A 12,487-nucleotide genomic window follows, 5' to 3' on the forward strand; every position below is an offset into this window, starting at 1 on the left:
GCAGGAAAAGCCTATGGCTCCTAGTATTCTTGAATCTAGTCCCAACCCCCTGCAACTGCCCACTTCGCCCGAAGACGTGAAGATCCAGACTATTCTACCAATTACTTTACAACAAGCACTCGAACTAGCAGAACGCAACAATCGAGAACTACAAGTGACACTTTTATCCTTGGAACGTTCTCAGGCTGCTCTTAGAGAAGCTCAGGCGGCACAATTTCCTACGCTGGGAACCAATGCTGAACTTGCTGTTTCTGCCGATCAAGAACCTCCAACAGATATTGAATTGGATATTGCTGATTCCCCAACTACTTTCTTGGGGGGGATTGTGGAAGTCAACTACGATCTGTTTACTTTCGGCAGACGTTCAGCAAGAATTAAAGCCGCAGAGGAACAGGTACGCTTTGACCAGTTGGAAGTTACACGAAGTCGAGAACAAATTCGCCTGGACATCATTAATGCCTATTATGATTTGCAGGAAGCTGACGAACAAGTCAGAATTAATCAATCTGCGGTAAAAAATGCCCAGATTAGTTTGTTTGATGCTCAAGCCTTGGAAGAAGGAGGGTTAGTAGCTCGTTTTGATATCGTGCGCGCACGGGTGCAGTTAGCCAATGCTGAACAAGAATTAATTCAATCCCAAGCCGAACAAGATATTGCAAGCGATCAACTAGCAAGAATTCTAGGTTTATCTGAAACCGTCGATATTGCTGCCGCAGATTCGGCCCAAATCACGGCTCAATGGAATCAAACTTTAGAGCAAAGCCTTATTGCAGCTTTTAAAAATCGGGTCGAGTTGGAGCAGCAGTTAGCACAGCGTAATATTAGCGAGCAACAGCGACGGGCAGCATTAGCAGATCGCAGACCGACTGTGAGTCTGTTTGCTAACTACGGAGTCTTAGGAGAATTTAATTCACGCGTAGAAGATGGTTTTGCAACAGGAGTAAGAGTCGGATGGAATTTTTTTGACGGTGGTGCTACGGTAGCCAGAGCAGCCCAGGAAGAAGCTAATATCAAAATTGCCGAAGTCCGTTTTGCCGATACCCGTAGTCAAATTCGCTTGGAAGTCGAACGAGCGTTTAAGACGTTGGCGGCGAATGCCAAGAATATTGAAACAGCTACTTTTGCCCTTCAGCAAGCACAAGAGAGTCTGGAGATGGCACGTTTCCGTTTTCGTTCTGGGATTGGCACTCAATTAGAAGTAAATACGGCAGAGAACGAGTTAACTAGAGCGGCTGGAAATCGAGTTAGGGCAATTTTAAACTACAACCGTGCTTTCGCCGCACTTCAACGAGCTATAAGCAATTTTTAGCGATGTTTTAGATAACGCTCAGAAATTCTTTTAGTAAAATATGCTCTTGACAGGCTGACGCAAAAACTATCGAAATTGATAAACGCTGAAGCGTCTAAATTGAAGTCTTAACTATGACATTTCATTTTACTAATTTATAACTTTCATGTTTTCTTGGTTAGTCATCCTATATCCAGTTAATAAAGTCATTTCAATTCCCGTGCTTCAAGCTGATACTAGAATAATTGCTCAGTTGAATAGAAACACACAGGATATTGAAAAAATATATTGTCCATCTCCAGTTCTTTCTCGTTTGCAGCGTCATCAAGTTATCTCAGGGGAAACTGTTGTTAGTATTGCTCAACGTTACAATTTAATTCCAGAAACTCTTATTAGTCTTAATCCAAATTTGCAAAAAGGTATTGTTGCTGCTGGTCAGGAAATTCTAATTCCTCCTTTTAATGGCATTCGCCTTGAAGTTTCAAGAGGGACAACTTGGAAAGATTTAGAAGCAGCTTATAGTATTCGCGCTGATGTTCTCTTTGAAATTAATGGCTGTCAGAAGCACCCGAAAGTCGTTTTTATTCCTGGGATAAAATGGAGTTCTCTAAGAAATTCTCAAGGAGATGTTTATAGGCAACTTATGAGCTATCCTTTGCCTTCAGTTACTAAAATTGAGCTAGATTATGGTTGGCAAATTAATCCTGCCGATGGGCAAAGATTTTTTCATAGTGGAATTGACTTATTAACACCAATAGCTACATCTGTCCTAGCAGTTGAATCAGGAGTTGTAGTATATGCAGGTCTTGATAAAAATTATGGTAATTTAGTCATCATCAACCATGAAAGCAAACGGCAAACTCGTTACGCTCAATTGAGCGAAATTCAAGTAGAAATTGGTCAGTTAGTCAAAACAGGAGATGTTTTAGGAACTACTGGAATGACAGGAAACCCTGATGTAAAGTTTCCCCATCTTCATTTTGAAGTGCGTTACGAATTATCTGTTGGTTGGGTTGCTCAAGACCCAACGATTCATTTAAGCTCTACAGTTATAAATAGAATCAAAAAGAAACACTAATAATAGGTCTTACTGTTATATACACATATAAAAGGCTTTTCGAGCTTTTTTTAGTTATTTAACTAAAGAAACAATAAGATTTTTAAGTTCTTTCGTACCAGCTACAGCTTTATTAACAAGGTAATCTAGACAAAAATATATTGTTTTCAAATTCTAGATACTCTTATGGTTTAAGCTGATAGGTTGGTTAGTGCTTGATCCCTGACGGGGTGACAAGCATTCTATAAGCATTGCCAAATAAGGCTTTCAGCTTAGAGAACTTGAAAAAGATTGTCTAGCCATTTCACCCTTAAAACAGAAAAATTTAACTAGAGAATCAGGCTTTCGTCAATAGCGATCGTTGATTGATGCTCCAAAGAGCCTATCTATAAGCTTGAATCTTGTTGAAGGTCAACTAGCTCAAATCCATTACCATCAAGGGTTTCAAAGAGGTTGTCACCCCGTCAGGCTTGATCCATTAATTGCCCTGATAGTAATTGAACTTGCCATCATTCAATCACTATCGAAAACAACTGTCATGATTTATTTAGAGCCAAAAGAAGATCCTATATCTTGGATCGATCAGGGATTAGATCGGATATGAGCCTGGATTGATCTTTCTATCGGTAAGCGAATCGTAAAAGTGCTACCTTTGCCTAGCTCACTGTGTACCTGAATACTGCCCTGATGCGCTTGTACAATAGCATTTGCTATCGCTAAACCTAACCCCGAACCGCCTGTCTGACGGGAACGTGCGCTATCTACTCGATAGAACCGATCAAAGATTCGCTTTTGTTCAGAAGGGGGAATACCGATACCTGTATCATGAATCTCAATTAATCCATAATTATCCACACGATTTAAAGTAACCTTTACTTGTCCTTTCGCTGGGGTGTACTGAATGGCATTGACGATTAGATTAGAAACCAATCGATAAAGTTGTTCTAAGTTACCTTTCACGTAAAGGGGTTGAGCAACTAAAATATGTTCAGTCAATGTGAGATTAGATGCGATCGCTAGTGCTGATAATTCTTCAATTAGATCGCTAACAATGTCATTAAGACAACAGGATTCAAAACGCTGTGTCATTGATTGTCTATCTAAGCGAGACAGCAAGAGTAAATCATTCACTAAGGTGGCTAATCTTCGATTCTGACGTTCGATAGTGGTTAAGATATTCTGCATCTCCAAAGGCTCTAATTGCTCTTTTCTAGCTGATTCTACGGTTGCTAGTGTCGCTGCTAAGGGTGTGCGTAACTCATGGGCGGCATCGGCTGTAAATTGTTGGATCTGTTGATAGGATTGATAGATGGGTTTCATGGCTAATCCAGCTAACCACCAACTAGAACCCCCGATTAAAAGCAGAATAATCGGTAAACCTAAAAATAAAATGATTCTCACAATAGAAAGATAATCATCAAATTCTTTGAAACTCCGTCCTAACTCTATATATCCCCAGTTTTCCTGACGATTGGTGTGCAAGAGAAAAGAGATCTGATGATAGCGGTTTCCTTGTTCATCTTTAAGAATTTGCCATTGGTTAGCGACTGGAAATGAAGAGACTTGCGGAGGCATCCCGATAAAACCGATTAAACATCCCTTTAGATCCAATAGACGTAAATAGTAATTTCCTTGTCCGACAACACTTAAGATGTGACGCGCCGAAGATGCAGAGGTATAAATCGCAACCCGACAGTTGTTATTAGAATTTTGATCAGAAGTGCTTTTAGCAAAACAAGGATTACCCCTAGTACAGAGATCGGGTAAAAGCTGATAAACAATCGGTTCGATCTGTCCGACGTTTTGCAGTTTAAGCTCTAGACTATCGTGGATTGTACCTGCAACTGAGGCAATTTCTCGATCCAGTGCCACCATGTGAGCATGAGCGATCGCCCGATACACTCCGAATCCCGATAAACTCAAAATAAGCCCCATCACACTGGCATACCAAAATGCCAAACGTAAGCGAGTCTTATTGAATAAACTATTTTGCTGCATGAGAATTTAAACGATAGCCAACGCCATGTAGAGTTTCAATTAATTCCCCACAGTGGAGTGATTCTAATTTACGACGTAACAAGCGAATTTGAGCCGCTACTACGTTACTGACGGGTTCTGAACCAATTTCCCAAATCTGATTCCGAATTTGTTCGCTAGTTAGGATTTGATTGGGATGTTCCATCAGATATTCTAAGATTTGAAACTCTTTGGTTGTTAGAGAAATGACTTGTTGTTGAGTAGAGTCGTTCTGAATGCGGACAGTACGAGTACTATAATCGAGTGTCAAGCCACCAATTTGTAACTGTTGGGAATGAAGTTGTGGCGATCGTCTCTGCAAAGCGCGGATTCTTGCTAGTAATTCTGCTCGAAGAAAGGGTTTTACTAAATAGTCATCTGCACCTGCATCAAGTCCTTCTACTTTATCTTCTAGTTGATCTTTAGCAGTCAGCATTAAAACTAATAATGAACTATTTTGTCGCCTCAGTCGTCGACACAGTTCAATCCCTGATAATCCAGGCAGCAACCAATCAAAAATAGCTAGAGTGTAATCCGTCCATTTATTCTGTAGATATAACCAAGCATCATCCCCATTTTGTACCCAGTCAACAATGTATTTTTCTTGAATTAAAATTCGTTTAATTGCTTCTCCTAAATCTGCTTCATCTTCAACTAATAGAACCCTCATATAATTTACCTATATAACCATTTAAGTAATTATTTGGGCAACCTGCTAGTGAGGAAAACATTGAGCAGATTGCCCATTTAAAACTTGACTAATTACCGTAAGTCTGAATTCTGGCTAATCCAAGTGGGATTTCTTGATTGATTCCAGCAAACTTACCATAAAGTTTGTATTGCCATGTACGAGGATAACCAGGAGTCAAAATTCCTTTCATTTTAACCGATATTGTTGTATTCGCAGGAACAGGCTGATCGAAAGTGATCAAAGCTTGCTTTCCATCAATAGAAACTTTAGCATCTAGCATTTTACCTGTTTGATCTTGAATCTCGATTCCTCGACTAATCTTAAGTTGTTCGGGGATCTGAATTACAAGTTCTGACAAAGCATTTTTTTGAACTAAATATTCAAAATGATGAGTTGCCCCTTGAACACGAGCCGAAGGTTGATGAGCATGACTATGAGGGTCACTCGCTTGAACGAGAGGAGCATAAGAGGCGAGAGCTATAGTCATTGCAAAACTGGTTAAAAGTAGCTTTTTCATAATTAACTTCCTTTGAATTTGGTATTAGTTCTCTTTGTTTATCTATTTATTAGATTGAACGATAATAATGAAATTAAGATGAAATGTTTCTATTTTTTCAAAAGTTTTTAGATACGAGTACGCACTTCGGCTACTCCAATTGATAATTCAGTCTTACTATCAACTAATTTGGCATAAACCCGATAAAGCCAAAGCGGATAAGTTCTTGGAAGTTTGACTTTATTAAGATCAATCTCTATAACTTCCTGAGCCACCATACCTTGAGGAAAATCAAGTGTTATCCTAGAATCATTTACAGAACTATTCACTTCAATCGGTTGGCCTACTCTATTATGTACAGTGATATCATTTTTTACAGTAACGCCAGAAGGAACATCAATTGCTATTTCAGAGATACCTTTGCTTTCTGGAGGCATTTTAATCCGAATAGTATGTCTAACAAACGTTGCTTTTCCTGCTGGAAACTGGTTGGTAGATAAAATATATGGCATTGTGTCAGCATTCTTAATATTATCTGCATAAGCGGCAGATATTGATGTTACGGTGATGATAGCTAAGGTAGTTACAGTGAGCATTTTATTCATTCAAGTCTATCTAGCTTAATCAAAATCTGGACAAAAATCAGATCTTTGATCAGTCTCCTCCTAATTACTAGATTGTCAGATAACTATGAAATCAAGATGAAATTTTAATTTGTTACTAAACTTAATAATTTTGTGTTTACTCATTGATGAAATCCTACTATCTCTTCTAGTTTTAAAAAAACAGTAGGTGTTAGTTAAGCGAGGTTGTTGTTTACCTCATCTATTAAAATAGCTACTAAAAATGAAACGAACATGAAATTTCAAGTTTTTTAAAATTTATCTTTTACTGGCTTAAATCAAAATTTATTATATAAAAGCTAAAAACTTAAGAAATTTAATAAATAAAAAGTATTAAATTTATTTATTATCTTATAAATGAGTCATTACAAACGGGTTTTTAAGTTTGTAATGACCCCACTTTTGCTTACGGCAATTGATACCAAGATTGCCGCCATTGCTTCATCTGCTCGATCTCTTTCTGTTGCGAAGAAATAATGTCTTGTGCAAGTTTTTGAATTTCAGGGCGATTAGATTTATTTAACGCTTCCTGTGCCATCATCAGCGCACCCTCATGATGAGGAATCATCCCATCAATAAATCGAAGATCGAATTTAGCATCAGCAGCCCCTAAGTCCAAATCCATCCTCATGCTTTTCATCTGTTTTTTTGACATTGACATAGTATGTCTCATCGAGTCACTGTAAGCTACTGGCTTTTCTCCTGCATCAGGATACCAAATTTTACGCCACTGTCGCTGTTGAGCAATTTCTTTTTCTTGAGCTTTAATAATCTCGTTAGCTAGTTGTTGAATTTCAGGACGTTTAGATTTTTGTAGTGCTTCTTTTGCCATAATAACAGCACCCTCATGATGCAAAATCATTCCATCAATAAAACGCAAATCAAATTGAGCATCAGCAGGGCCGAGATCCATGCTCATACTATGGTCAGCCATTTCATCGTCATGAGATGTCATTTGATTGGCCTCCGTTCTATTTTGAATAAGAGAACAAGAGGTTAGCAAGCCAAATATTATAGCTGTGAATGCCAGAATTACGATGTTGCTAAAATTATTCTTCTGTTGTAGACTGCTCATTGATACTCCTCACACTACTTTAATCATTTTTGGGATGAAAAACTATTGCTTAAAACTAAAACGACCGTTGACTTTTTGACCGTTTATATCGGCTGTAATCCGAACTTGATACTGTCCTGATGCCTTCTCAGGTAAAAAAGCTGTGTAATGTTTACCACTGGTATCATATTTAAAAGTAAGATTCTTCTGAGTACCATTAGGTAATTGAATTTGTCCTGTGACTTTTGAATTGGGAATCGCTTGATGATTGTCTCCTTTTTGTAGATAAAAATCTAAATGAATGCCATCTTTTTCTTTTTCAGGTACAAGTTCTAAATGATATGCTCCTTGTTCAACAACTTGTCCACCTCTAGATTGCTTTGCTTCTGCAACAATTTCTTGAGTATTAAAAGCAATAACCTGTTTAATTGTACTTAAATTTAAACTAATAAGAAATGAAAGACAAACAACAAATGGAAATACTTTCCCCAATTTCATATTTAACTCCTGAAATACAATATTAAACATTGAATTATGCTTTATTTTCTTCGAGTTTAGTGTTATATTTAATATTATTTTTAAGAATTTCTTCTCTTTTTTGAAACACTAAAAATCGACCGAATAAAGCATATAAGGCTGGTAAAACCAACAAAGTTAAAGCTGTAGAAGTAAAGAGTCCTCCTAAAACAACTACTCCTAATGGCTGTAAAATTTCTTTTCCCGCACCTGTTCCAACAACAACAGGGAGCATTCCCAATGCAGAAGTTAAAGCCGTCATTAAAATAGCTGCTAGTCGTTCCATCGAACCTTCAAAAACAGCTTTTTTTAATGGTAGTCCAGTTGATAGTTTATTGTTGTAGTTATCAACTAATAGTAAACCATTTCTAGTAGCTACTCCAAATAAAGTGATAAAACCAACCATTGAAGCAACAGAAATAATACCACCTCCCAAAGCGACCGAGAAAATACCACCCACTAGAGCCAGAGGCAAGTTGATCATGATCATCAAGGTTGCCGCGATTGATTTAACAGCAAAATACATAAGGATTGTAATGACAACTAAAGCCAGAAGTCCAGACCAAATTAAAGTTTGAGTGGCTTTTTCTTGCGCTTGAAACTGTCCTCCGTATTGAATAAAATAGCCAGAGGGTAATTGAACTTTTTCTTGAACGGCTTGACGAATATCCGTAATAACAGAACCTAAGTCTCGACCATCGACATTAGCAGAAACAACGATAAAACGTGAAACATTTTCTCGATTAATTGTATTCGGGCCAGTTCCATATTGTACTTTCGCTACTTGAGATAAAGGAATTTTTTGTCCATCTAAAGTATCAACTAACAAGTTGCTAATTATAGCAATATTATTTCTTGAATCTTCTTGGAGCCAAACCACTAAATCAAAAACCTGTTGATTTTCTAAAACTTGAGAAACAATTCGTCCATTTAGGGCTGTTTCAACCGTTTCTGCTAAATCACCGACTCTAATTCCATAACGAGCGGCGGCTGTGCGATCAAATAGAATTTGAATTTGTTTAATCGGAACTTGAGGTTCTAATTGTAAATCCACCACCCCTGAAATAGTAGACATTTCTGCTTCAACTTCTTGACCGATCGCCCGAAGTTCGGCTAAATCAGAACCAAAAATTTTGACAGCGATCGCACTTCTAACCCCTGACAGAACTTCATCCATACGATGCGAAATAAATCCCCCAATATTTGCGGCAACTCCAGGAATTTTGTTAAATTCTTGGCGGATGATTTCGATGCTTTCTTCTCGATTCTTGACACCTTCTTCACTCAGTTCTACATCCAATTCAGCAAAATTGACACCGCCGACATCACTATCTCCAGGTGCGCGTCCTGAACGGAGTTGCAGAGCATCAAATCGTGGGTTATTCTTCAAAGCTTCTTGAATTGCAAAGTCAGCTTGATTGGTCGTTTCTAGAGAGACACCTGGATAAAGTGAAGTAGCAATCACTAAAGAGCGTTCTTGAAACTCTGGCAAGAAAACTCGTCCTAATGAAGGAAAGATAACTAAAGAAGTGACGAATCCAGCAACGGCAATTAATAAGATAATTTGGGGAAATTTCAAGGAAAATTGTAGTAGTGGACGGTACAAACGATTAGAAAATCGTGCCACCCAAGTTTCATCGGAGGGTAAACGTCGGTTGACTAATAGTAAAGCACACAAAGCTGGAGTCAGTGTTAGAGCCACTACAGTTGAAGCAATGATCGAAAGCAGATAAGCAACCCCCATTGGTGTAAAAATGCGTCCTTCCACACCCGAAAGGGCAAATATAGGGGCAAAAACAACGGCGATAATTACGGTTGAAAAAAGTACACTAACTCGAACTTCTACTGAGCCATTAAAAACAACCTGTAAGGGATTTATTGGGGTTCCAGCCTGTTGATTTTCTCGAAGACGACGGTAAACATTTTCCATATCTACAATGGCATCGTCCACCACCGAACCAATAGCCACCGCTAACCCACCTAGCGTCATCGTATTAATGCCTTGTCCAGTCCAATCGAGTACCATCATGCAGATTAATAAAGATAAAGGAATGGCACTCAGACTTATAATTGCGGTGCGCCAATTCATCAAAAAGAGAATCAGTACAACAGAGACAATGATTATTCCATCTCGAAGAGACTCTTCAACATTTTTGAGAGCAGCTTCGATAAAGGTTTCTTGACGAAAAGTTACCGTAACTTTGACATCTTCGGGCAAACCCGCTTTGATTTCTTCCATCGCTGCTTCAATTGCCCTTGTTACAGTTGGGGTATCAGCTTGAGGTTGTTTATTAACTACAACAACAATGGCTTTTTTCCCATTAAGATAGGCATCCCCCCGCTTGAGTTCTGCACCAATTTTGACATCCCCAACTTGCCTGAGTAGTACAGGAATACCGTTACGGGCGGTTATGGCAGATTGACCTAACTGTTCGATGGATTCTAGCCGACCAACGCCTCGAATCAAGGTTTCTCGATCTGGAGTAATCAAAAAACCTCCAGGAGCATTCATATTGGATTTTTCGACGGCTTCTGTGATTTCTTGGAGGGAGACATTGTAGGCTTTAAGTTTATTGGGATCGACTAACACTTGATATTGTCGGATGTCTCCCCCAAAAATAACAATTTGAGTGACACCAGGAACAGCTAAAAGACGGTTTTTAACTTGCCAATCAACAATGCGTCGAACCTCCATCAATGAAGTTGTTTCGGAAGTGAAAGCGTATTTGATCACTGCACCCAAAGGAGAACTCACAGGCGATATCTGTGGCGTTTCTACTCCTTGTGGAAGTTGGTTTTGAGCTTGTTGTAGGCGTTCGGTCACGAGTTGACGTGCGCGGTAGATATCTGTATCCCAGCTAAAAATGACCTTAACCACTGAAATGCCAACGGCAGAGGAAGAGCGTACCGTTTCTACACCAGGCGTTCCATTAATAGCACTTTCAATGGGACGAGTGACGAGAGATTCAACTTCTTCGGGGGCTAAACCTGGGGCTTCAGTCTGAATCTCAACTTGTGGCGGTGCAAAAGAGGGAAAGACATCAAGTGGCATCTGGGTGAGGACACGAAATCCCCACAATGTAATGATGACAGAAGCAATTACGACTAACCAACGTTGAGCGATCGACCATTTGACAATAGCATTCAGCATGATTTAACTCTTGAAGCCACTGTAGTTTAATGTCACCGATAAAAATGAAATTAGGATGAAATCTGTAAAGTTCCCATCATGCCTAAATCTTTATGATGGGGCAAAACGTTTCGTAGCTGTTATGAGGTGCTTTTCTTGCTTGAAACGCTTGGCACGCGGAAGCGCACGCATCTCTCTGAAATTTTGCAGCTTCTAGACACTTCCTGCAAAAGTGGCTCGTTTTCTGCTTAGACAGAAAAGCCTACAATCCTTAACTGTTATAGCTTTTAGGAATTGGGGTTTGAGTAGCAATGGAACCATTTCTTACGCTCTTGTGATTTTTCTGAACTGTACCAATTAAACCGTCCGAGAATCAGACGGCTCAACTCCTTGAAATTGGGTTCCTGATCGCTGTACCAAATAGACGATAGTTTAACTGGTACAGTTATTTAAAGAGTAATGAGAAAAAATCGAGTTTTTAAATAGTTACCCTGAGAAGGTTTTAAGCTTAATGGCACTTTCTGCACACTTGCTACTTAAATGCCTAATAGCGACCTTCTTCGGCAGTATCCTGAACGATGATAGATTTTTGAGGGGTCATGAGTGAATTTTCTTTGAGATATTCGGGTGTATTGAGGTAGTCATCAATGGCGGCGATGGCAAACTCAATCCCTTCAGAGAAACCCTGTAATCGTCTCCCTTCAAGAGTGCGTTCGGTTTTGGATAAGTGGTCAGAGGCTTGGTAGTTATGTTTGCAATGTTCAATTTGAGCAAGCAGAGCGGCTTTGACGAGTTCGAGGTTAGCGAAAAATCGGTTCATGATGGTTGCCTTTATGTAGTATGTATAAAAACGTAATACAACGGATTGATTGAACTTGGTTGTCAAAAAGATGGATAAATATCCGAGGCTTTGTAGTATAAGTTATTTAAGTTGTTCTTTATTGATATGTTGCCTCTTGGATTGCCGTATTGAGATTAAACTTTTGTACATTGTAGAATTGTTGTCCACTTTGTAAAATTAATGTCCAAAATAAGAAGAAACTTTAGTTTTAGCTGATAAACGGGTTGACTTCAGGAATTTCATCGATATTAAAGTGAAATACTGAAATTTCTGGTAATGTCATGGTTTCTATTTTGGGTTTGAGAAGGTTTTTAGTTATCTGTCTATGTAATGTTTCTGTGTATTCTATTTTGGAGTGTAGTAACTCAATTTCAGTCAAAAACCAATAGTTAATTGTAATTGCATCAGGCTGTGCTTCAAATTTCTCTTTTAGTAACCATAGACTAATTTGATTTTTGTAGTCTTTTTCAATTAACTCTTCTTCTAGGATTTCGTGTGTTCTGAAGTAGTGAATGTTAAGAAAGCTGTTTTCTTGAGTGATGCAATCGTAGTTGGCTTCAATCATTTCGTCATTGATAAATTGTGATAGGTGTAGATTGAAGTGAATTTGTTTACTCTTGTTAAAGTTGCATCGTTCTTGCAATTGGGTTAGCCATTGTTTGTGATAGGGTTCATTGGCTAACATCGCTGTCAGATCCAATCCGAGTAACCATTGTTGAATCAATAGCAGGAAATGGCGATCGTCTATATGAGGCTTATTCCAATCGTAAATCAT

At 38.7% G+C, this 12,487-nt stretch carries 11 protein-coding genes; 2 read left to right on the forward strand and 9 right to left on the reverse strand.

Going from position 1 to position 12,487, the window contains the following annotated elements:
- Positions 1-13 precede the first annotated feature (13 nt).
- Positions 14-1,309 (forward strand): TolC family protein, encoded by a 1,296-nt coding sequence (locus CFPU101_RS08040; RefSeq protein WP_206814839.1) that lies wholly within the window; start codon positions 14-16, stop codon positions 1,307-1,309.
- Between the two features lie 145 nt (positions 1,310-1,454).
- Positions 1,455-2,366 (forward strand): M23 family metallopeptidase, encoded by a 912-nt coding sequence (locus tag CFPU101_RS08045; RefSeq protein WP_206814840.1) that lies wholly within the window; start codon positions 1,455-1,457, stop codon positions 2,364-2,366.
- 561 nt (positions 2,367-2,927) lie between these two features.
- Here the strand turns inward: CFPU101_RS08045 and rppB are convergent.
- The 9 genes from rppB to CFPU101_RS08090 all read right to left on the reverse strand — a co-directional run bounded on the left by rppB (position 2,928) and on the right by CFPU101_RS08090 (position 12,487).
- On the reverse strand, positions 2,928-4,343 hold the full coding sequence (gene rppB / locus CFPU101_RS08050; protein ID WP_206814841.1) for a two-component system sensor histidine kinase RppB: 1,416 nt from the start codon (positions 4,341-4,343) through the stop codon (positions 2,928-2,930).
- Entirely contained in the window at positions 4,330-5,031 is a 702-nt protein-coding gene (gene rppA / locus CFPU101_RS08055; protein ID WP_206814842.1) for a two-component system response regulator RppA, read from the reverse strand. The genes rppB and rppA overlap by 14 nt, the downstream gene beginning before the upstream one ends.
- Before the next feature lie 88 nt (positions 5,032-5,119).
- On the reverse strand, positions 5,120-5,569 hold the full coding sequence (locus CFPU101_RS08060; protein ID WP_206814843.1) for a DUF2808 domain-containing protein: 450 nt from the start codon (positions 5,567-5,569) through the stop codon (positions 5,120-5,122).
- Positions 5,570-5,676: 107 nt separating this feature from the next.
- Positions 5,677-6,153, reverse strand: coding sequence for a hypothetical protein (locus tag CFPU101_RS08065; RefSeq protein WP_206814844.1), 477 nt, complete (start codon positions 6,151-6,153; stop codon positions 5,677-5,679).
- Between the two features lie 424 nt (positions 6,154-6,577).
- Complete coding sequence (locus tag CFPU101_RS08070) at positions 6,578-7,246, reverse strand: DUF305 domain-containing protein (protein WP_206814845.1); 669 nt, start codon at positions 7,244-7,246, stop codon at positions 6,578-6,580.
- Between the two features lie 42 nt (positions 7,247-7,288).
- Positions 7,289-7,723: a hypothetical protein gene (locus tag CFPU101_RS08075; protein WP_206814846.1), complete on the reverse strand. Its 435-nt coding sequence runs from the start codon at positions 7,721-7,723 to the stop codon at positions 7,289-7,291.
- A gap of 34 nt (positions 7,724-7,757) precedes the next feature.
- Positions 7,758-10,892, reverse strand: coding sequence for an efflux RND transporter permease subunit (locus CFPU101_RS08080; RefSeq protein ID WP_206814847.1), 3,135 nt, complete (start codon positions 10,890-10,892; stop codon positions 7,758-7,760).
- Positions 10,893-11,415: 523 nt separating this feature from the next.
- On the reverse strand, positions 11,416-11,691 hold the full coding sequence (locus CFPU101_RS08085; protein ID WP_206814848.1) for a hypothetical protein: 276 nt from the start codon (positions 11,689-11,691) through the stop codon (positions 11,416-11,418).
- Between the two features lie 229 nt (positions 11,692-11,920).
- Positions 11,921-12,487, reverse strand: a complete 567-nt coding sequence (locus tag CFPU101_RS08090) for a hypothetical protein (protein WP_206814849.1) — start codon at positions 12,485-12,487, stop codon at positions 11,921-11,923.

Source organism: Chroococcus sp. FPU101 (assembly GCF_017312365.1).
Lineage (GTDB): Bacteria > Cyanobacteriota > Cyanobacteriia > Cyanobacteriales > Microcystaceae > Chroococcus.

What these genes read in the sequence shown, in the direction of transcription:
- CFPU101_RS08070 (WP_206814845.1), bottom strand. Translation starts at nt 7,246, where the DNA reads ATGAGCAGTCTACAACAGAAGAATAATTTTAGCAACATCGTAATTCTG.
- rppB (WP_206814841.1), bottom strand. Translation starts at nt 4,343, where the DNA reads ATGCAGCAAAATAGTTTATTCAATAAGACTCGCTTACGTTTGGCATTT.
- CFPU101_RS08060 (WP_206814843.1), bottom strand. Translation starts at nt 5,569, where the DNA reads ATGAAAAAGCTACTTTTAACCAGTTTTGCAATGACTATAGCTCTCGCC.
- CFPU101_RS08040 (WP_206814839.1), top strand. Translation starts at nt 14, where the DNA reads ATGGCTCCTAGTATTCTTGAATCTAGTCCCAACCCCCTGCAACTGCCC.
- rppA (WP_206814842.1), bottom strand. Translation starts at nt 5,031, where the DNA reads ATGAGGGTTCTATTAGTTGAAGATGAAGCAGATTTAGGAGAAGCAATT.
- CFPU101_RS08045 (WP_206814840.1), top strand. Translation starts at nt 1,455, where the DNA reads ATGTTTTCTTGGTTAGTCATCCTATATCCAGTTAATAAAGTCATTTCA.
- CFPU101_RS08090 (WP_206814849.1), bottom strand. Translation starts at nt 12,487, where the DNA reads ATGATTTACGATTGGAATAAGCCTCATATAGACGATCGCCATTTCCTG.
- CFPU101_RS08075 (WP_206814846.1), bottom strand. Translation starts at nt 7,723, where the DNA reads ATGAAATTGGGGAAAGTATTTCCATTTGTTGTTTGTCTTTCATTTCTT.
- CFPU101_RS08085 (WP_206814848.1), bottom strand. Translation starts at nt 11,691, where the DNA reads ATGAACCGATTTTTCGCTAACCTCGAACTCGTCAAAGCCGCTCTGCTT.
- CFPU101_RS08080 (WP_206814847.1), bottom strand. Translation starts at nt 10,892, where the DNA reads ATGCTGAATGCTATTGTCAAATGGTCGATCGCTCAACGTTGGTTAGTC.
- CFPU101_RS08065 (WP_206814844.1), bottom strand. Translation starts at nt 6,153, where the DNA reads ATGAATAAAATGCTCACTGTAACTACCTTAGCTATCATCACCGTAACA.